The organism is Streptomyces nitrosporeus, from assembly GCF_008704555.1.
Taxonomy (GTDB): Bacteria; Actinomycetota; Actinomycetes; order Streptomycetales; family Streptomycetaceae; genus Streptomyces; species Streptomyces nitrosporeus.
In genome coordinates this window covers 4,769,372-4,789,558 of the sequence record NZ_CP023702.1, presented here as the reverse complement: position 1 = coordinate 4,789,558, position 20,187 = coordinate 4,769,372, and the positions used below count along the sequence as shown (strand labels likewise).

Annotated in this window: 12 protein-coding genes; 5 read left to right on the top strand and 7 right to left on the bottom strand. The window is 72.0% G+C overall.

Features of this window, described 5'->3' with window-relative positions; translation table 11 throughout:
- Nucleotides 1–3: 3 nt before the first annotated feature.
- Nucleotides 4–2,142, bottom strand: coding sequence for a CDP-glycerol glycerophosphotransferase family protein (locus CP967_RS21240; protein WP_150489488.1), 2,139 nt, complete (start codon nt 2,140–2,142; stop codon nt 4–6).
- A gap of 100 nt (nt 2,143–2,242) precedes the next feature.
- On the opposite strand from CP967_RS21240, the gene CP967_RS21235 reads away from it, so the two are divergent.
- A complete protein-coding gene (locus CP967_RS21235; protein ID WP_150489487.1) occupies nt 2,243–5,863 on the top strand; it encodes a CDP-glycerol glycerophosphotransferase family protein in 3,621 nt (1,206 codons plus the stop codon).
- Nucleotides 5,864–6,074: 211 nt separating this feature from the next.
- Here CP967_RS21235 and CP967_RS21230 read toward each other — a convergent pair whose 3' ends face one another.
- Nucleotides 6,075–6,680, bottom strand: a complete 606-nt coding sequence (locus CP967_RS21230) for a TetR/AcrR family transcriptional regulator (RefSeq protein ID WP_150489486.1) — start codon at nt 6,678–6,680, stop codon at nt 6,075–6,077.
- A 173-nt stretch (nt 6,681–6,853) separates the two neighbouring features.
- Here CP967_RS21230 and CP967_RS21225 point away from each other — a divergent pair, with 173 nt between their 5' ends.
- Nucleotides 6,854–7,801 (top strand): ABC transporter permease, encoded by a 948-nt coding sequence (locus CP967_RS21225; RefSeq protein ID WP_150489485.1) that lies wholly within the window; start codon nt 6,854–6,856, stop codon nt 7,799–7,801.
- Entirely contained in the window at nt 7,794–8,594 is an 801-nt protein-coding gene (locus CP967_RS21220; RefSeq protein WP_150489484.1) for an ABC transporter ATP-binding protein, read from the top strand. Before CP967_RS21225 ends, CP967_RS21220 begins: the two co-directional genes overlap by 8 nt.
- Before the next feature lie 65 nt (nt 8,595–8,659).
- Here the strand turns inward: CP967_RS21220 and CP967_RS21215 are convergent, their stop codons facing one another.
- Together CP967_RS21215 and CP967_RS21210 are read right to left on the bottom strand one after the other, a co-directional pair.
- Nucleotides 8,660–13,672, bottom strand: a complete 5,013-nt coding sequence (locus CP967_RS21215; RefSeq protein ID WP_150489483.1) for an NAD-glutamate dehydrogenase — start codon at nt 13,670–13,672, stop codon at nt 8,660–8,662.
- A 444-nt stretch (nt 13,673–14,116) separates the two neighbouring features.
- Complete coding sequence (locus tag CP967_RS21210) at nt 14,117–14,332, bottom strand: hypothetical protein (RefSeq protein WP_150489482.1); 216 nt, start codon at nt 14,330–14,332, stop codon at nt 14,117–14,119.
- Between the two features lie 93 nt (nt 14,333–14,425).
- Here CP967_RS21210 and CP967_RS21205 point away from each other — a divergent pair, with 93 nt between their 5' ends.
- Nucleotides 14,426–15,019: a TetR/AcrR family transcriptional regulator gene (locus tag CP967_RS21205; RefSeq protein WP_150489481.1), complete on the top strand. Its 594-nt coding sequence runs from the start codon at nt 14,426–14,428 to the stop codon at nt 15,017–15,019.
- Nucleotides 15,020–15,135: 116 nt separating this feature from the next.
- Here CP967_RS21205 and CP967_RS21200 read toward each other — a convergent pair whose 3' ends face one another.
- Together CP967_RS21200 and CP967_RS21195 are read right to left on the bottom strand one after the other, a co-directional pair.
- Nucleotides 15,136–15,807, bottom strand: a complete 672-nt coding sequence (locus CP967_RS21200) for an HAD family hydrolase (protein ID WP_150489480.1) — start codon at nt 15,805–15,807, stop codon at nt 15,136–15,138.
- A gap of 87 nt (nt 15,808–15,894) precedes the next feature.
- Nucleotides 15,895–16,401, bottom strand: a complete 507-nt coding sequence (locus CP967_RS21195) for a DUF6912 family protein (RefSeq protein WP_150489479.1) — start codon at nt 16,399–16,401, stop codon at nt 15,895–15,897.
- Nucleotides 16,402–16,685: 284 nt separating this feature from the next.
- Here CP967_RS21195 and CP967_RS21190 point away from each other — a divergent pair, with 284 nt between their 5' ends.
- Complete coding sequence (locus tag CP967_RS21190) at nt 16,686–17,120, top strand: Rv3235 family protein (RefSeq protein WP_150489478.1); 435 nt, start codon at nt 16,686–16,688, stop codon at nt 17,118–17,120.
- Nucleotides 17,121–17,252: 132 nt separating this feature from the next.
- Here CP967_RS21190 and secA read toward each other — a convergent pair whose 3' ends face one another.
- Nucleotides 17,253–20,078 (bottom strand): preprotein translocase subunit SecA, encoded by a 2,826-nt coding sequence (secA, locus tag CP967_RS21185; protein WP_150489477.1) that lies wholly within the window; start codon nt 20,076–20,078, stop codon nt 17,253–17,255.
- Nucleotides 20,079–20,187: the final 109 nt, after the last annotated feature.

Sequence of the window (20,187 nt, the reverse complement as noted above, 5' to 3'; positions counted from 1 at the left end):
GGCTCAGGCGCCGCCGTCCTCCCCCAGGGCCCCCGCGAAGAGCCGCCGCACCACCCGTTCCGCCGCGCGCCCGTCGTCGTACGGGCAGAACCGGGCGCGGAAGGCGGCGCGCAGCGCGGCCGCCTCCGGTGAGCGCCAGGCCCCGGTCAGCAGCAGGTCCCGCAGTTCGTCCTGGGTGGTGGCGACGGCTCCCGGGGTGTCTCCCGGACGGCCGGAGAACAGGTCGATGTAGGTGCCGCGGGCGGCGCGGTAGGCGGGCCAGTCCGGTGCGTAGGTGATGATCGGGCGGTCCAGGCAGGCGTAGTCGAACATCAGGGACGAGTAGTCGGTGACCAGCGCGTCGGACGCCAGGCAGAGTTCCTCGACCGAGGGGTGCCCGGTGACGTCGACGACCCCCTCCCCGGCTCCTTGCCCCGTCCCCGGCCGGCCGGCCGGGCGCCCGTAGAAGTAGTGGGCCCGCACCAGCAGGACGTACTCCTCGCCCAGTTCACGGCTGAGGCGACCGGGGTCGAGCAGGGGCAGGAAGCCCTCGCGGTAGTCGCGGTGCGTCGGCGCGTACAGCAGGACCGTGCGGTCCGGGGGGATGCCGAGCTCCGCCCTGATCTTGCCGGTGCGTTCGGGGCCCGCCGTGAAGTAGACGTCGTTGCGCGGGTATCCGAGCGGCAGGTGGGTGTAGGCGGCCGGATAGACCCGGTCCCAGGTCTCGGTGGTGTGCGGGTTGGCGGACAGGCTGAGGTCCCACTGGTCGGCGTGGGCCAGTACCCGTTCGAAGCTGACTCCGCCGGTGAGGGCGGGGTACGGCAGCTGGTCCAGGCCCATGGTCTTCAGCGGGGTGCCGTGGTGGGTCTGGAGGTAGGTCTGGCCGGGGCGTTTGGTGAAACCGCCCGGGAAACTGGAGTTGTTGACGAGGTAGGTGGCGCGCGCCATGGCCCGCCAGTAGGCGCGGGACCCCTCGATGACGTACGGCACACCGGGCGGCATCGCGTCCAGGTGGCGGGAGGAGACGACCCAGACGCCCCGGATGTGCGGGACGAGTTCGCGGGCCTTGGCGTAGACGGCGGCCGGGTTGCAGGCGACACCGCGGTTCCAGTACGCCCCGTAGACCGCCAGGCGGGGATCGAGCGGCCGGAGCAGGTCGGCGCGGTAGACGAGCCGCATCACGCGGGCGCGCAGCGCCTTCCTGCCGGCGCGCAGCGCCGTGCGTGCCCGCGTGCGCCCGGCGCCCGCCCACCGGCGGACCCGGTGCACGAGGTACGGTCCGGGCAGCGCGGCGGCCCGGAAGAAGGCCCGGCGGTCCCCGGGGGCGATCCGGCCGGGGTCGGCCAGCACCGCCTCCAGGTGCGCGGTGCGCAGCTCCCGGACACGCGGGTCGCCGCCGGTCTCCTCCGCCAGCCGCGTGTAGGCGCCGATCACCGCGAAGTGCGCGCGGCCGGGCCGGGCGGCGGGCGTACCGGCACGGCGCAGCCGGTGGCGCACGCAGACCCGGTCGATCCCGGCGAGGGTCCCCGCGCCGGACGCCAGGAGCACCGCGCGGTGCACGGGCACGACGTCGTCGTACGGTCCGTCCTCGGTGAAGCGGAGCCCGTGCGCGGCCCAGAAGGCGCGGCGGACGAGCTGGTCACGGGCCGCGGGGAGGGCGGTGCCGGCGGGCCGGACGGTGCCCCGCCAGTCGACGTCCTCCCGCCCGATCCGCACCACGTCGGGCCGGGGCCCGCCCGGCCGGTCCGGTCCGCCTGTCCGGTCCGGTCCGGCCGGTGCCTCGGGTCCGGCCAGCCGTCCGGCGAACGCGGCCAGGGCGCCCGGCAGCAGCAGGTCGTCGCCGTCCAGGAAGAGCAGGTAGTCACCGCGGGCCTCGGCCGCACCGGCGTTACGGGCGGCGGCCACATGCGTACCGGGGTGACCCGCGGGGTCCGTGCGCAGCAGACGCACCCGGGGCTCCCGGTCCGCGAACTCCCGGGCGATGCGCGGTCCTTCGTCCCCGGCGGGAGCGGGTTCCGGCACGACGGCGATCAGCTCCCAGTCCACCGGCCCGGCCCCGCCGCCCGGCAACGGCTCCGGTTCCGGCTGTGCGGTCACCGACTCCAGAGCGGCCCGGAGGTGTCCCTGGACGCGGTGGACGGGCATGACGACGCTGAGGAGCATGGCAGCCGAGCGTAGTGCGGCGGAGCGCCGCTCCCCGGGCCCATTCACCCGTTCGGGTCAGCTCAGGTGACCCGTGGCGGCGGGCCGGGTTGAGCTGTGCATGAAACCACTCCTCAGCGTCGTCGTCCCGGTGTACAACGTCGAGGAGTATCTGGAGGAGTGCCTCGGCTCCCTGGCCGCCCAGTCGCTGAAGGCCCTGGAGGTCGTCGTCGTCGACGACGGTTCGACCGACGGCAGCCGGTCGCTCGCCGAGGCGTTCGCCGCCCGGGACGGCCGGTTCCGCTGTGTCCACCAGCCCAACGCGGGCCTGAGCGCGGCCCGTAACACCGGGGTCGCCCACACCACTCCCGGTGTGCCCTACCTGGCGTTCGCGGACAGCGACGACGTCGTCGTCCACGACGCGTACGCGCGGCTGGTGGGCTCCCTGGAGTCCACCGGCTCCGACCTGGCCACGGGCAACGTGTGGCGGCTGACCGGGCGGGACGGCCCGCGGCAGGCCTGGCAGTACCGGTGGCTGACCGCCGACCGGCTCCGCACCCACATCAGCCGCGACCCCCGGCTGCTGGCCGACCGGGTCGCCTGGAACAAGGTGTTCCGGCGTTCCTTCTGGGACCGGCACGCGTTCGCCTTCCCGGTCGGCAAGCTCTACGAGGACGCCCCCGTGATGATCCCGGCGCACTATCTCGCCGGTTCGGTGGACGTCCTGCGCGCCCATGTCTACGGCTGGCGGGTCCGGGAGGGCTCGATCACCCGCCGCCGTACGGACGTCCGGGGCGTACGGGACCGCATCGCGGCCTGCGAACGGATCAGCGCGTTCCTCGCGGACCGGGACGCCGGCCAGCGGCTGCTGTACGACGTCTCCTGCCTGCGCGACGACTTCGTGTACTTCCTGGAAGGGCTGCCGATGGGCTCCCCCGCCTACCGGGAGGCGTTCATGGCGGACGCGGGCGCCTTCCTGGACCGTTTCCTGGACCGTGCGGGACGAGGCGCCCTGGAGGCGCTGCCCGCCGAGGCGCGTATCCGGTGGCAACTGGTGCACGAGCGCAAACTGGACGACCTGCTGGCCGTCCTGGAGTTCGAACGGGCCAACGGCACGGGGACGTTCACCGTCGCCGGGCCGCCGGGCCGCCGCCGTGCGGTGCACCCGGGTCTCGTACCGGACTCCGCCGGGGTGCGGCTGGGCCGGGGGGACCTCCCCGCGGTGGCCCGGGTGGTGGACACCTCCGTCGGCCCGGACGGGCGGTTCACGCTGCGCGGGTACGCGTACATCCGCAACCTCCCGGCCACCGCGGCCCGCCATTCGCTGAAGGCGGCGCTGGTACGTGAGACGGGGGGCAGGCGGATGCGGCCGGTGGCCGTGCGGACGGTCCGGTCGGTCCGGGCCACCGCCGACTCCGGGCAGGAACGCCACTGCTACGACCACGCCGGTTTCGAGCTGGTCCTCGACCCGGCGCGGCTGGGACCGGGCAGCTGGCTGGTGGGCATGGTGGTGGCCGGCCACGGCACCGTACGGCGGGCGGCCCTGCGCGCGGTGGAGGCCGCGGCCGCGCAGCCCCTGGTCCACGACCTGGCCGGCGGGTTGCGCGCGGTGCTCGGCCACCGGGACGGCCGGCTCGAACTGACGGTCACCCGGCCGCCGGCACTGGCCGTGGCGCACGACGGCGGGCAGGACACGCTGACGCTGACGGTCCGGCTCCGTCCGGACGCCTTCCGGCCGACGGCCCTGCTGCTGACCCGCGACGGCTGCCCCGACCGCACCGTTCCCGTGGGACGGGCACAGGGTCCCGGCGGCGAGGACGGAGACCTCCTCACGGTCCGTGTCCCTCTCGCCGAACTCGCCGCGCCCGCGCCCACGCCCATGCCCGTGTCACCGGCGGACCGGCCGCGAGGCCCGTGGCGGGCGGCACTGCTGGCCGAGGGCGACCGTGTCCTGCCCCTGGCGGCCGCCCCGGACCTGCCGCACCCGGTGTGCGCGGACCCGGAGGGGCGCCTGGTGGTCGAGGTGGCCGGCGGGCCGGTCGTGGACCATGCCGAGCCCGCCCCCGGTGGCGGGCTGCGCATCACCGGCACCCTCCCCGGGCAGGGTGCCGACCCCTTCGTACTGCGGCACACCACTCTGGACGAGAGCGTCACCGTCCCGGTCGAACCACTGCCCCCGGGCCGTTTCGCGGCGGTCATCACCGCCCCGCCCCGCCCCGGTGACTGGGAGCTGTCCGCGGACGGCCGCCCGGTGCGCGTCCTCACCGCGCTCGCCCCCCGCCTCCCCCTGGACGCCCCGGGCGCCACCGGCCTCCCTGGTCCCTCCGCCCCCTCCGCCCCCTCCGGCTTCACTGCCCCCTCCGGTATCTCCAGCCCCTCTGATCCCTCCGTGCCCTCCCTGCCCCCCGCTCCCTCCCTTCCCTCCGCTCCCTCCCTTCCCTTCCGGATCGGCCGGCGGTTCGGCGACCGGCTGGCCGTACACGCCGACGGACCGCTCGACGACGAGGAGCGGGGCGCCTACCGCCAGGCCCGGCTGCGTACCGTCCACCACCCGGCGCAGCGCCGGCTCCCGCTGCGGGACACGGTCCTGTTCACCGGTGACGGGTCACCGCGCGCGGTGCACGCCGAGCTCGTCCGCCGCGCCACCGGTGCCACCCACCTCTGGGTCACCGACGGCTCCCTCGCGGACGCGGCCCGGGTGCCACCGGCCGCGGTGCCCGTCGTCGCGGGCAGTGCCGCCTGGTACGAGGCCCTGGCACGGTCCCGCCGCATCGTCGCCGCGGGACCGCTGCCCGGGTGGTTCGAGCGCCGCCCGGGGCAGACGGTCGTACAGACCTGGCACGGCTCCCCGCTCGGCCGGTTCGGCCTGGACCTCACCGGCACCCTGTACGCCGACCACCAGCACCTCGCGACCCTGGCCCACCGCTCGGCGCAGTGGTCGGTCCTGGTTTCCCCCAGTACCTTCGCCACCCCGTGGCTGCGCCGTGCGCTGGCCTACGACGGCGAGGTGCTGGAAGCCGGTTCGCCGGCCGACGACCTGCTGTTCGCCCCGGACCGTGAGGAGACCGCGGAGCGGGTACGGCGGCGGCTCGGCGTCCCGGACGGCCACCGGGTGGTGCTGTACGCGCCGACGTACCGCGACCAGCTCGCCCTCCAGCCCGGCGCCCTGCCCGAGGGGGCGTCCCCGCTCCACCGGTTCGAGTCCGCGCTCGACCTGGACGCGCTGGCCCGTTCGCTCGGTCCGCGTACCGCCCTGCTGGTGCGGCGGCACCCGCGCGTGACGGGAAGCGTGCCAAAGGGCGCGGCCGTGCGGGACGTCTCGGGGCATCCGGACACCACGGAACTGCTGCTGATCGCCGATGTGCTGGTCACCGACTACGCCGGGCTGGTGTTCGACTTCGCGCTCACGGGCCGCCCGATGCTCTTCCACACCCACGACCTGGAGCACTACCGGGACACCGTGCGGGGCTTCTGCCTGGACTTCGAGGCCCGTGCGCCGGGCCCGCTGCTGGTGACCACCGAGGAGGTCGCCCTCGCCCTGGACCGCATCGGGGAGTCGGCCGCCCTGCACTCCGACGCCTACGACAGCTTCCGGCGGGACTTCTGCGACCTCGACGACGGCGGGGCGGCGGCCCGGGTCGTGGACCGGCTGCTGCGGGAGGACGGCACCTCCCCGGCACCCCGGCCCCTGGCACGGACCCGGACACGGACCGGCGCCACCGGCCCTGACACCGGGGCGTGAGGCCCCGGCCCGGGGCCGGGGCGTACGGGCCCCCGCGGGGGCGGGAGCGCGGGAGGACCACGGGGCCGGGTCATACGGGGCAGGGCCTACGGAACGGTGCGTACGGGCCCTCGGGGCCGGGGGTGCACGGACCGGGGCGTACGGGTCAGGAGGGCCTACGGAACGGTGCGTACGGGCCGGGGCCGGTGCTCTTCGCCGCCGGGTGCCCGGGTCAGCTCTTGAGCGCCCGGACCGCCGAGGCCGCCAGGTCGTCCAGGTACCCCTTCGGCAGCCCGCTCCGGACCACGGCCAGGCGCCAGTACAGCGGCCCGACGATCAGATCCAGCGCCCGGTCCGGATCGCTGCCCTCGGGCAGTTCACCGCGCTCCACCGCCGCCCGCACGACGACGGCGGCGACCCCCTGCTGCTGGTCCAGCAGAGCCGCCTTGATCGCTTCGGCGATCTCCGGGCTGCGTGCCGCCTCGACCAGCAGGTCGGGGATGACCTGTGAGGCCACCGGATGCCGCAGGGCGTAGGCGGCGAGCTCCAGCACCGCCCGTACGTCCCCGTACAGCGATCCCGTCGCCGGGGCCGGCATGCCCTGGACGGCGACGGCCGCGACCAGGTCCAGGACGAGGTGCAGCTTGGACTTCCAGCGGCGGTAGACGGCCGTCTTGCCGACCCCGGCCCTCCGGGCGATGCCCTCGATCGACATCCGTGCGAAGCCCACCGCGGCCAGCTCGTCGAAGACCGCCGCGCGGATCGCGTCGGTCACGTCCTCGCGCAGCACCGCGGCACCCGCCGGGGCCCGGCGGCCCGTTCGTCGTTCGCTGGTCATGTTCCCGATGATAGGCCGTAAGGACGAAACGGTTGCGTTGCGACGCACACACGTCCTACCCTCAGCGTGACGACGATACGGTCCCGTCCCGTCCGACCCGTCCGAAGAGGACCGGAGAGGACCGAAGAGGACCGTTCCCCACCGCCCCTCCCCCGCCCCCGTCGAAAGCGATCGTGGTGAGCCAGACAGCAGCCCCGCCGGCTCCGGCCCCGGAGGACCCCGCGTCCTCCCCCTTCCTCCCCTCGTACGCCCCGGGCGAGCTGGCCGCGCTGGCCGCCCGGCACGGGCTGGCCGTCAGCGGGGCCCGCCCCTCGCTCGGGGAGTACGTCCGGCAGCTGTGGGGGCGCAGGCACTTCATCACCGCGTTCGCCACGGCCAAGCTCACCGCGCAGTACAGCCAGGCGAAGCTGGGCCAGATCTGGCAGATCATGACGCCCCTGCTCAACGCGACGGTCTACTACTTCATCTTCGGTGTCCTGATGAACACCAAGCACGGAGTCCCGGACTACGTGCCCTTCCTCGTCACCGGCGTCTTCATCTGGACCTTCACCGCCAGCTCGATCACGGCCGGCACCCGGGCCATCAGCGGCAACACGGGGCTGGTGCGGGCCCTGCACTTCCCGCGCGCCTCGCTGCCCATCGCGCTGGCCGTCCAGCAGCTCCAGCAGCTGCTGTTCTCGCTCGGCGCGCTCTTCCTCATCCTCCTGGTGTTCGGCCAGTACCCGCGGCCGTCCTGGCTGCTGGCGGTCCCCGCGCTCGCCCTCCAGGCCCTGTTCAACACCGGCGTCTCCATGGTCATGGCGCGTATCGCCGCGAAGACCCCGGACATCGCCCAGCTGACACCCTTCATCCTGCGGACCTGGATGTACGCCTCGGGCGTCATGTGGAGCCTGGACAAGCTGGTCACCGAGGACCGGGTCCCGTCGTTCGTGATGACGGCCCTGGAGTTCAACCCGGCCGCGGTCTACATCGACCTGATGCGCTACGCCCTCATCGACAGCTTCACCCGCGACCAGATGCCCCCGCACGTGTGGGCCGTCGCGGCGGGCTGGGCGCTGGTCTGCGGGATCGGCGGTTTCGTGTACTTCTGGAAGGCCGAGGAGCGTTACGGACGTGGCTGACACCCCCGACACCAGGGTCCCCACCGTCGTCGTGGACGACGTGCACATCACCTACACCGTCAACGGCGCCCGCACCGGGAGGGGCAGCGCCACCTCGGCCCTCAACCGGATCGTGTCGCGCGGACAGCCGCGGGGGGCCCGCAAGGTGCACGCCGTGAAGGGCGTCAGCTTCGCCGCGTACAAGGGTGAGGCCATCGGTCTGATCGGCTCCAACGGGTCAGGCAAGTCGACCCTGCTGAAGGCCGTCGCGGGCCTGCTGCCGCCGAGCCGGGGCCGGGTCTACACCCAGGGCCAGCCCTCGCTCCTCGGTGTCAACGCCGCCCTGATGAGCGACCTCACCGGTGAACGCAACGTCGTCCTGGGCGGGCTCGCCATGGGAATGACCCGGGCGCAGATCCGGGAGCGCTACCAGGGCATCGTCGACTTCTCCGGCATCAACGAGAAGGGCGACTTCATCACCCTGCCGATGCGCACCTACTCCTCCGGCATGGGGGCGCGGCTGCGCTTCTCCATCGCCGCCGCCAAGAGCCACGACGTCCTGCTGATCGACGAGGCGCTGTCCACCGGCGACAAGAAGTTCCAGCTGCGCAGCAAGGAACGGATCATGGAACTCCGCGAGCAGGCCGGCACGGTCTTCCTGGTGAGCCACAGCAACCGGTCGATCACCGAGACCTGCGACCGGGCGATCTGGCTGGAGGCGGGCACCCTGCGGATGGACGGCCCGGCCAAGGAGGTCGTCGCCGCCTACGAGGAGTTCACCGGCGGCCCGGCGAAGAAGCCGAAGAAGAAGTGACGACGGCGGTCGTGCGGGGGGTGTGAACACCCCGCACGACCGCCGTCCCGCCTGCCGGCCCGCGGCTACGCGTGCGTACGCAGCAGGGTCCGCATCGTCCGCATCGCCACCGACAGGTTCGCCAGGTCGAAGGACTCCGAGCCGCCGATCTCGTCCAGGGTGGACCGGGAACGCGCCAGGATCGCCGCGTTCTTCTCCTTCCACGCCTCGAACCGCTCCGCCGGGGTGGAGGTGGGGCCGCCGACGGACAGCACGTCCGACGTCAGGGCCGCGTGCGTCGCGTAGAGGTCCTCGCGGATCGAGGCCCGCGCCATCGACTGCCAGCGGTCGGCCCGGGGCAGCTCGATGATCCGGTCCATCAGCTGGGTGATCCCCAGCCGGTCGGCGAGGTCGTAGTACACCTCGGCGACGGCCAGCGGCTCCGTGCCCGAGCGGTCGGCGATCGCCACCACGTCCAGCGTCGGGAAGGCCGAGGAGAACCCGGCCACCCTCGCCGCGAGCTCATCGGGGACGCCCGCGGCGGTCAGCTCCTGGAGGATCGACCCGTACCACTCCAGGTCGGCGCCCTTGAGCATCTCCGGCAGCCGGTCCCAGACCTGCTCCACCCCGGTCCGGAAGAAGTCGACGGTCTCCGCGATCTCCACCGGCTGGGGCCGGTTGCCGAGCAGCCAGCGGGCACCGCGCTCCACCAGCCGGCGCGAGTGCAGCCGGATCCTGGTCAGCACATCGGCGGCCACCAGGTTGTCGAGCGCCTCCACGGCGTCCCACACCGCGGAGAGGCCGAAGATCTCCCGGGCGGCGAACTGGGCCCGCACGATCTCCTCCAGCGACGCCCCGGTCTCCTCCCGCAGCCGGTGCAGGAAGGTCGTGCCGCCGGTGTTCACCGTGTCGTTGACCAGCACCGTGGTGATGATCTCGCGGCGCAGCGCGTGCCCGGCGACCGACTCGGGGAAGCGCTCGCCGAGCAGCTGCGGGAAGTACGCGCGCAGCAGCTTCTGCAGGTGCGGGTCGTCCGGCAGGCTGGTGGTGATCAGTTCCTCGGCCGCCGTGATCTTGGTGTAGGCCATCAGCACGGCCAGCTCCGGCTGGCTGAGGCCCTTGCCGTGGTTCAGCAGCTCCCGGATCTGCCGGTCGTTCGGCAGGAACTCCAGTGCCCGGTCCAGATGGCCGTCCCGGCCCAGCCGGCGCATGAACCGCTGGTGGGCGTGGAGGAGCGAGGGCGCCTCGGCGCAGGCGTTGGCGAGCGCCACGTTCTGCGCGTAGTTGTTGCGCAGGACCAGGCGGCCCACCTCGTCGGTCATCTCGGCGAGCACCTTGTTGCGCTGCTTGACCGTCATGTCGCCGTCACGGACCAGGCCGTTGAGCAGGATCTTGATGTTCACCTCGTGGTCGGAGGTGTCCACACCGGCGCTGTTGTCGATCGCGTCGGTGTTGATCCGTCCGCCGTTACGGGCGAACTCGATCCGGCCCAGCTGGGTGGCGCCGAGGTTGCCGCCCTCGCCCACCACCCGGGCCCGCAGGTCCGCCCCGTCGACCCGGATCGCGTCGTTGCCCTTGTCGCCGACATCGGCGTTCGACTCGGCGGACGACTTGATGTAGGTGCCGATGCCGCCGTTCCACAGCAGGTCCACGCGCGCCTTGAGGATGTTCTGCATCAGCTCGGCGGGCGTCATCTTGGCGACCTCGGCGTCGATGCCGAGCGCCTTGCGGATGTGCGCGTTGAGCGGGATCGACTTGGCGCTGCGCGGGTGGACACCGCCGCCCGGCGAGAGCAGGTCCTTGTCGTAGTCCGCCCAGGAACTGCGGGGCAGGTCGAAGAGCCGGCGCCGTTCCGCGTAGGAGACGGCGGCGTCCGGGGACGGGTCGATGAAGATGTGCCGGTGGTCGAAGGCGGCGACCAGGCGGATGTGCTCGGAGAGCAGCATGCCGTTCCCGAACACGTCACCGGACATGTCCCCGACGCCGACGACCGTGAAGTCCTCGCTCTGCGTGTCGTGGCCGAGCTCGCGGAAGTGCCGCTTCACGGACTCCCAGGCGCCCCGGGCGGTGATGCCCATGCCCTTGTGGTCGTACCCGGCGGAACCGCCGGAGGCGAAGGCGTCGCCCAGCCAGAAGCCGTAGGAGACGGCGACGTCGTTGGCGATGTCGGAGAACTTCGCGGTCCCCTTGTCGGCGGCGACGACGAGATAGGTGTCGTCCTCGTCGTGCCGGACGACGTCGGCCGGCGGCACGACCTCGCCCATCACCATGTTGTCGGTGATGTCCAGGAGGGCCGAGATGAACGTCTTGTAGCAGGCGATGCCCTCCGCCAGCCAGGCGTCCCGGTCGACGGCCGGGTCGGGCAGCTGCTTGGCGACGAACCCGCCCTTGGCGCCGACCGGCACGATCACCGTGTTCTTGACCATCTGCGCCTTGACCAGCCCGAGGATCTCCGTACGGAAGTCCTCCCGCCGGTCCGACCAGCGCAGACCGCCCCGGGCGACCTTGCCGAAGCGCAGATGGACGCCCTCGACCCGGGGCGAGTACACCCAGATCTCGAACGCCGGGCGCGGCGCCGGGAGGTCCGGGATGGCCTGCGGGTCGAACTTCATCGAGATGTAGCCGTGCGGCTCGTGCTCGTCGGACAGCTGGAAGAAGTTGGTCCGCAGCGTCGCCTTGATGACCGTCAGGAAGGAGCGCAGGATCCGGTCCTCATCCAGCGAGGCGACCTGGTCCAGCGCCCCGTCGAGCTCCTCCAGGAGCCCGTCGGTCAGCTCGGTGCCCGCCTTCTGGCGGCTCGGGGACATCCGGGCCTCGAAGAGCGAGACCAGCAGCCGGGTGGTGTGGACATTGTTGCGGAGGGTGTCCTCCATGTAGTCCTGGCTGAACGTCGAACCCGCCTGCCGCAGGTACTTCGCGTAGGCGCGCAGCACCATGGCCTGCCGCCAGTCCAGTCCGGCGCCCAGCACCAGGGCGTTGAAGCCGTCGTTCTCCGCCTCACCGGTCCAGACGGCCGCGAAGGCCTCCTGGAAACGCTCCCGGGCGTCCTCGGCGAGATGGCCGGCGGTCTCCGTCGTCCTCGGCATACGCAGACCGAAGTCGTAGATCCAGGCGTGCGTACGGTCGGCGCAGCGCAGTTCGTACGGGCGCTCGTCGACGACCTCGACGCCGAGGCGCTGGAGCGCGGGCAGGACGGCGGAGAGGGAGACCTGCTCGCCCGTCCGGTAGATCTTGAAGCGGCGCTCGCCCGCACCGGCGCCGACCGGCTCGTAGAGGCTGAGCGAGAAGTCCCTGCGGTCCCTCTTGAGCGCCTCCAGGTGCACCAGGTCGGCCACGGCCGCACGCGGCGAGTGGTCGGCCTTGTAGCCCTCCGGGAAGGAGTGCGCGTAACGGCGCAGGAGTTCGGCCGCGCGCTCCTCGCCGCACTCGGCGTTCAGCGCCTCCTGGAAACCGTCGGCCCAGGACCTGGCGGCCTCCACCAGCCGGGCCTCGATGCGGTCCGCGTCGGCGTCCGTGAGGTGCGGCAGTTCGGTGCCCTGCGGCACCCGGACGACGAAGTGCAGCCGGGAGAGGATCGACTCGGTGTTCCACGCGGTGAAGTCGACGCTGGTGCCGCCGAGTTCCTCCTTGAGGATGTCGATCAGCCGGAGCCGGACCGCGGTGGTGTAGCGGTCGCGGGGCAGGTAGACGAGGGCGGAGTAGTAGCGCCCGTACTCGTCCTGGCGCAGGTACAGCCGCAGCCGGCGGCGTTCCTGGAGGTACAGCACGGACGTGACGATGGACCGCAGCTGGTCGACGGGCGTCTGGAACAGCTCGTCGCGCGGGTAGGTCTCCAGGATCTGGAGCAGGTCGCGGCCGTCGTGGCTGTTGGGCGTGAAGCCCGCACCCTCCAGCACCTCGGCGACCTTCTGGCGGACGACGGGCACCCGGCGCACCGACTCGGTGTACGCGGCGGACGAGAACAGGCCGAGGAACCGCCGCTCGCCGATGACGTTGCCGTCGGCGTCGAACTTCTTCACGCCGACGTAGTCGAGGTAGCTGTTCCGGTGCACGGTGGCCCGGCTGTTCGCCTTGGTCAGGACCAGCAGCCTGTGCTCGCGCGCCTTGGCACGGGCGTCGGCCGGCAGCCGGTCGAAGGACGGGCTGACGGGGTGCGCCTCGTCCTCGTGGTGCTTGGGATCGGAGCGCAGGATGCCGAGACCGGTCCCGGCGACCGCCGTCAGGGCGTCGTCCGCACGGAGCTCGTACTCGCGGTACCCGAGGAAGGTGAAGTGGTCGGCGGCCAGCCAGCGCAGCAGCTCGCGGGCCTCCTCGACCTCCACGTCACCGAGGTCGTCGAGCGGCTCGGAGGGCAGGTCGTCCGCGATCCGCAGGGCGGCGTCGCGCATCTTCTCCCAGTCCTCGACGGTCTCCCGTACGTCGGACAGGACGCCGAGCAGATCGGTGGTGATCTGCTTCAGGTCGGCGCGGTCGGTCTCCCGGTCGATCTCGACGTGGATCCACGACTCCACGACCGCGTCGTGCGGCAGTTCGGTCCGGGCGTCCTTGCGGCCCTTGCCGCCCTGTCCGACGTCACCGCGCGGCCGGTCGTCGGCCAGGACCTCGATGAGCTTCCCGGCGACATCGCGGCGCACCACGATCTGCGGGTGGATGACCAGGTGGATGCCGCGGCCCTGCCGGGACAGCACATTGGTGACCGAGTCGACCAGGAACGGCATGTCGTCCGTGACGACCTCGACGACGGAGTGGCTGCACGTCCAGCCGTTCTCCTCGATGGTCGGGGTGTGCACCCGGACGTTTGCGGTTCCCTGCGGCCGGTCCCCGGCGAGGCGGTAGTGGGACGAAGCGGCCCCGAAGACGTCGACCGGGTCCCGGTCGACGACGTCCTCGGGCGCGGTGTGCAGGTAGTAGCGCTGGAGGTAGGCCAGCAACTGGGCCGTGCCCGAGAGCTCGCCCTGCTCGGCCCCGGTGCCCGCCTCGGTCAGGCGCACCCGGGGGGCGCCGTCCGGGCCGCCGACACCACCGCCCGGACTGTTGTCAGCTACCCGGGCCGCCCGTGCGAGCAGCTCGGCCTTGGCTTCGTCCAGCTTGGTCTGCATGTCCTCTGGCTCCTGTCGCGCGCCGTTGCGTGACGTAGGTGTAAAAGACGACGTACCGCCTCGACACGGGGTTTCCGGTCTGGGTCGACGCTATGCCGCCTGGGGAGATGTCCGGGGCCGTATGCGCCATTTTCGGCAGGCGGTCCGGGAGATGGGAAGCGCGGACCGCCCGGGTGCCGTGGCACTCCGGGCGCAGGCCGGGGGCTGCACTGCCCCCGAGGCGTATCGCGCTGATCACGGCACCAGGCTATCTCTCCCGCACCCACAACCGTCATGAGCCGCATATGTACAAAAGAAGACCCCGGACTTTGACACTTCGGACATCGCGCCGGGCGGTTCCACCACTCCACGCGGCACACCCGCGACCCGGCCGGCCGTCGCCCCGCCGGACGGCTCCCGCGCCCGGGGCCCGCGGGGCCCGGCCGCGGCGCGTCCCGCCGGGTGTCACCCGGGGCGCCCCAGGGCCCTGGCGCGGCCCTGCGCCCAGCCGGCGAGAAGCGCTCCGGCGATCAGGGCGGCGATGTAGGCGCACAGTGCGGCCGGGAACGGCACGCCGTCGAGCACCCCGCCGTTGCCGTGGTCGGCGAGCAGCCGGATCGCGGCCTGGCCGCTGAAGACCACCAGGGCCACTCCGGCGATCAGCAGAACGACGAACTTCATGGCTCCCCCTCGGACTTTTAACAATGCACTTGCATTGTAATAGACTGTCGGGAGCGACGCAATGCAAACGCATTGGTTCGCCGGGGAGGACACATGCCGAAGATCGTCGACCACGAGGCGCGCCGCCGCCGCCTGGCCGAGGCCGTCTGGACGCTGACGCTCCGCGACGGGCTGGAGGGCGTGACGCTGCGCAAGGTCGCGGTGGAGGCCGGGGTGTCCATGGGCCAGGTGCAGCACTACTACGCCACCCGGGAGTCCCTGGTCCGGGACGCGATCGACCGTGCCGTCCGGGCACTGAACGCACGGATCGAGGAATCCGTCGGGACGGCCGGCCCGTCGAGCGCGGAGACGACACTGCGGGAGTGCCTGCGCGCGATGCTCGCCCGTGATCCGGAGAGCCTGCGACTGCTGCAGCTCTCGGTCGCCGTGGTGGGCAAGGCGATATCGGACCCGGCCATGGCCACCGTGCTGGCCCCGGGCAGCGGCGAACTCCTGGACTTCACCGCGGCACTCATCACCGCGGCCCGGCAGGGGCGGGGCGTCCCGGCGCTGGACGACGACCGGACCGACGCCGACATCTGCTGGAACCTCGCCACCAGTCTGGGCGTCGACGTCGCCCTCGGGCAGCGCTCTCCCGACGAGGCGCTCAGGGTGCTGGACCACCATCTGGACCGGCTCCTGGCCTGAGAGCTCCGGGCGGAAGGGCCGGTCCCGGGCGCCCCTTCCCGTCAGGAGTTCCAAGAGCTCCGGCACCGCCCCGGCTTCGTCCGGAGTCCCTGGGGCTCCGGCACCGCCCCGGCCTGTCAGCCGCCTATGGACTCGGCCACCGCAACGGCCTCCGCCAGGGTGTCCACGACAGGGACCCCCACCGCCTCCAGACTGCTGCGGCTGTGCGAACCACCCGTGTACAGCACGGCACGCGCCCCCACGTGGGCGGCGGCCACCGCGTCGTCCACCGCGTCGCCGATCACCACCGACCGCCCGGGGTCCACGTCCCCCAGCTTCGCGAAGTGCCGCTCCATGTGCTGCGCCTTGCTGCCGCCCGAAGGCCCGGTGCGCCCGTCGACCCGCACGAAGTGGGGCTCGATGCCGTACTCCCGCACCGTCGGGACCAGCTGGTCGTGCCCGTACATGCTGAGCAGGGACTGGCTGTGGCCCGCCCGGAGCCACCGGCCGAGCAGATCCTCGACCCCCTCGGTCAGCCCGCAGGCGGCCCGCCGCTCGGTGTAGTGCCGGTGGAAGATCCCGTCCATCCGCTCCCACTCGGCGTCACTGGGCAGCCGCCCGAGCAGCCGTTCGTAGAACCGGGGTATCGGCACGCAGTACGTCTCGCGGTAACGCTCCAGGGTGATCGGCGCCAGCCCGGCCTCCGCGAAGGCGGCGTTCGTCGCCCCGACGACGGCGTCGATGTCGTCGAGCAGTGTGCCGTTCCAGTCCCAGACCAGATGGGTGCGGTGCTTCCCCCGGTTCGCCATACCAAGACGGTACCCGCCGCATACGACAACGCCACCGCCCCGGGTCACGGGACGCCGGGGCCGGGGGTGCGGGGACGGGGGGCGGTGTCAGCCGATGAGGCCGGGGATCTCCTGGAGCCCGAACCAGAGCAGTTCGTGGTCCTCGGCACCGTCCACGGTGAACTGCGCGTCGTCGTCCCCGAGATCGGCCGCGCCCAGTGCCGCCGCCGCGGCGGCGACGTCCTTCTCCGCGTCGTCGGCGTCCACATGCACCGCGGCCGCCTTCGCCAGCGCCACGGCCCGCGGGATCCGCACCTCGCCGACCGACGAGGCGTCCAGCGCCTGGCCCGGATCGGCCACCGCCTCCCCGTCCGGTACGTCGACGGCGACCACGACCCGCCGCCGGGCCTCGTCGGGCCGGCCCGCGATCAGCCGCAGCGAGGCGGAGGCGGCACGGCTGAGCGCCGCGTACTCCAGCTCCTCGAGGTCGTCGGACACGTACCACTCGCGCAGGGAAGGGGTGACCGCGTAGGCCGTGAGCGGGCCGGGCCCGATCTCGCCCACCCCGTGAGCCTCGGCAAGGCCGGACAGAGTCAGGGGGACGTACACGCGCATGGCTGACCGCTTTCCTCGTCGACAACGCACCCAGGATACGTGGCCCCCGTCCCCGATCGGGGCCCGCGAGCCACCCCGACCCGTCCACCTGAAGAAGCCCGTCACCCCCCTCGGATCCCTTACGGCACATGGCCCACCACCCAGATAGGTGATCCTTTCCCGGCTCCTCGTCCGGCCCCACGGCCGGTTGCGGGCCCGCCACACCTGCCCGTAGAAGATCCTCTGCGAGCGGTTACCACCCGGTGACCGCCCGGGCACCGAAGACCAGCCACGGGGGCCAGGACATGAGCACGGACACGACACGGCCGGCAGGCCGACGGGACAGGACGAGGCCGGGCACCGTCCCGCCGCAGCGCGCACCACGCCGGCCACTGCGGCCGTTGCGGCCGCACCAGTGGTTCGCGGAACGCCTGCTCGCGGTCCTCAGCGGACAGCGCCCCGTGCACTGGATGCTCGGCCACACGATCGGCGAGGCGTACGACCAGCTGGCGGAGCTCGCGCCGACCGCCCCGCTCGGGGCGGGCGCCGGGCGCCCGGTCGTCCGCACCTGCCGCGGCACACAGCCCGCCACCGGCGTGGTCGAGGCGTTCGCCAGCATCTCCACCGGGGAACGGGTACGCGCGATGGCCTTCCGCCTGGAACAGGGCCCTGATCTGCGGTGGCGCTGTGCCGCGGTGGACCTGGGCGGCGAACGCCTCACCGCCGTCGGCGGCCGGTGACCGGGCCGGGACCGGGGCCGGGATCGGAACCGTCCGGGACCGCAGGCGGGCCCGCGGGGCCCTCCTCACAGCGACGGGGCCGGGGCCGGACACCCCTCGGTGTCCGGCCCCGGCCCCGTCGAACGCCCGGCGTTACTTCTTGCGGCGGCGACCGCCGCCCTTCTGCGCCTTGCGGCGCTCCGCGCGCGTCATCCCGTCACCGGAACCCCGCGCACCGTCGCCGTCACCGTTGGCGAAGTCACCCTCGACGACCCCGCCCTCCCCGTCCACCGTGGGCGCGGAGAAGTGCAGCCGGTCCGGGCGCTGAGGCGCCTCCAGGCCCTTGGCCCGGATCTCCGGCCGCCCGGCACCCGCGGCCACCGGCGCGTCCTTCTTGTCCAGGGACGGCCGCTCGGCCGCGTCCTGCACCGGGACCTCCTCGACCTGCCGCTCGACCTGGACCTCCAGGTTGAACAGGTAGCCGACCGATTCCTCCTTGATGCCCTCCATCATGGCGTTGAACATGTCGAAGCCCTCCCGCTGGTACTCGACCAGCGGGTCCTTCTGCGCCATGGCACGGAGGCCGATGCCCTCCTGGAGGTAGTCCATCTCGTAGAGGTGCTCACGCCACTTGCGGTCCAGGACGGACAGCACCACGCGCCGCTCCAGCTCACGCATGATGTCCGAGCCGAGGCTCTTCTCGCGCTCCTCGTACTGGGCGTGGATGTCGTCCTTCACCGACTCGGCGATGAAGTCGGCCGTCACACCGGCCAGATCGCCCGCGGCCTCCTCCAGCTCCTCTACCGTGACCTTCACCGGGTAGAGCTGCTTGAAGGCACCCCACAGCCGGTCCAGGTCCCACTCCTCGGCGAAGCCCTCGGCCGTCTCCTGGCGGATGTAGTCGTCGATCGTGTCATCCATGAAGTGCCGGATCTGGTCCTGCAGGTCCTCGCCCTCCAGAACCCGCCGGCGCTCGCCGTAGATGACCTCACGCTGGCGGTTGAGCACCTCGTCGTACTTCAGGACGTTCTTACGCGTCTCGAAGTTCTGCTGCTCCACCTGCGACTGCGCGGACGCGATCGCCCGGGTCACCATCTTGTTCTCGATCGGCACGTCGTCGGGGACGTTCGCCATCGACATGACGCGCTCGACCATCTGCGCCTTGAACAGCCGCATCAGGTCGTCACCCAGCGAGAGGTAGAACCGGGACTCGCCCGGGTCGCCCTGACGGCCGGAACGGCCGCGCAGCTGGTTGTCGATACGCCGAGACTCGTGCCGCTCGGTGCCCAGGACGTACAGGCCGCCGAGCTCCTTGACCTCTTCGAACTCCGCCCGCACGGCCTCTTCGGCCTTCTCCAGGGCCGCGGGCAGGGCCGCTGCCCACTCCTCGACGTGCTCGACGGGGTCCAGGCCCCGCTGGCGCAGCTCCGCCTCGGCGAGGTCGTCGGGGTTGCCGCCCAGCTTGATGTCGGTGCCCCGGCCGGCCATGTTCGTGGCCACGGTGACGGCGCCCTTGCGTCCGGCCTGGGCGACGATCGTCGCCTCACGGTCGTGCTGCTTGGCGTTGAGCACCTCGTGCTGGACACCGCGCTTGGAGAGCTGCTGCGAGAGGTACTCGGACTTCTCGACCGAGGTCGTACCGACCAGGATCGGCTGCCCCTTCTCGTGCTTCTCGGCGATGTCGTCGACGACCGCGGCGAACTTGGCGACCTCGGTGCGGTAGATCAGGTCCGACTGGTCGGCGCGCTGCATCGGCCGGTTCGTCGGGATCGGCACGACGCCCAGCTTGTAGATCTGGTGGAACTCGGCGGCCTCGGTCATCGCCGTACCGGTCATACCGGAGAGCTTGCTGTACAGGCGGAAGAAGTTCTGCAGGGTGATCGTGGCGAGCGTCTGGTTCTCGTCCTTGATGTCCACCCCTTCCTTCGCCTCGATGGCCTGGTGCATGCCCTCGTTGTAACGGCGGCCGGCGAGGATACGGCCGGTGTGCTCGTCGACGATCATGACTTCGCCGTCGATGACGACGTAGTCCTTGTCCTTCTTGAAGAGTTCCTTGGCCTTGATCGCGTTGTTGAGGTACCCGACGAGCGGCGTGTTGACCGACTCGTAGAGGTTGTCGATCCCGAGCCAGTCCTCGACCTTCGAGACACCCGGCTCGTGGATGGCCACGGTCCGCTTCTTCTCGTCGACCTCGTAGTCGCCGGTCTCCTCGATGCCCTTGAGCGGATTGCCCGCCTCGCCCCTGGTCAGGCGCGTGACCAGCTTGGCGAAGTCGCCGTACCACTTCGTGGCCTGGTCGGCCGGGCCGGAGATGATCAGCGGCGTACGGGCCTCGTCCACGAGGATCGAGTCGACCTCGTCGACGATCGCGAAGTTGTGCCCGCGCTGGACGAGCTCCTCCTTGGACCACGCCATGTTGTCGCGGAGGTAGTCGAAGCCGAACTCGTTGTTCGTGCCGTAGGTGATGTCGCAGGCGTACTGCTCACGGCGCTGCGCCGGCGTCATGTTGGCGATGATGCAGCCGACCTCGAGACCGAGGAACTTGTGCACCCGCCCCATCATCTCGGAGTCACGCGAGGCGAGGTAGTCGTTCACCGTGATCAGGTGGACACCGTCGCCGGAGAGGGCGTTGAGGTACGCGGGGAGCGTACCGACGAGGGTCTTGCCCTCACCGGTCTTCATCTCCGCCACGTAACCGAGGTGCAACGCGGCACCGCCCATGATCTGGACGTCGTAATGGCGCTGTCCGAGAACGCGCTTGGCCGCCTCACGGACGGTCGCGAACGCTTCGGGAAGCAGGTCGTCCAGGCTCTCGCCGTCCGCGTACCGTTCCTTGTACTCGTCGGTGAGCGCCCGCAGCTCGGCGTCGGAGAGGTTGACGAAGTCCTCTTCGATGGAGCTGACCTGGTCCGCGATGCGGTGCAGTTTGCGCAGGATCTTGCCTTCGCCTGCACGCATGAGCTTGTTGAAGACGGACACTGAGGCTGGTCTCCTTGCCGGTCGGGCCTGGCACTGGGTCGTGTGATGGACACTGGCGCGGGCACGGCAGGTGGGCCCCACCGCAACGGCCATCGTAAGCGAGGACCCC

What these genes read in the sequence shown, in the direction of transcription:
- CP967_RS21240 (WP_150489488.1), bottom strand. Translation starts at nt 2,142, where the DNA reads ATGCTCCTCAGCGTCGTCATGCCCGTCCACCGCGTCCAGGGACACCTC.
- CP967_RS21235 (WP_150489487.1), top strand. Translation starts at nt 2,243, where the DNA reads ATGAAACCACTCCTCAGCGTCGTCGTCCCGGTGTACAACGTCGAGGAG.
- CP967_RS21230 (WP_150489486.1), bottom strand. Translation starts at nt 6,680, where the DNA reads ATGACCAGCGAACGACGAACGGGCCGCCGGGCCCCGGCGGGTGCCGCG.
- CP967_RS21215 (WP_150489483.1), bottom strand. Translation starts at nt 13,672, where the DNA reads ATGCAGACCAAGCTGGACGAAGCCAAGGCCGAGCTGCTCGCACGGGCG.
- CP967_RS21210 (WP_150489482.1), bottom strand. Translation starts at nt 14,332, where the DNA reads ATGAAGTTCGTCGTTCTGCTGATCGCCGGAGTGGCCCTGGTGGTCTTC.
- CP967_RS21205 (WP_150489481.1), top strand. Translation starts at nt 14,426, where the DNA reads ATGCCGAAGATCGTCGACCACGAGGCGCGCCGCCGCCGCCTGGCCGAG.
- CP967_RS21200 (WP_150489480.1), bottom strand. Translation starts at nt 15,807, where the DNA reads ATGGCGAACCGGGGGAAGCACCGCACCCATCTGGTCTGGGACTGGAAC.
- CP967_RS21195 (WP_150489479.1), bottom strand. Translation starts at nt 16,401, where the DNA reads ATGCGCGTGTACGTCCCCCTGACTCTGTCCGGCCTTGCCGAGGCTCAC.
- CP967_RS21190 (WP_150489478.1), top strand. Translation starts at nt 16,686, where the DNA reads ATGAGCACGGACACGACACGGCCGGCAGGCCGACGGGACAGGACGAGG.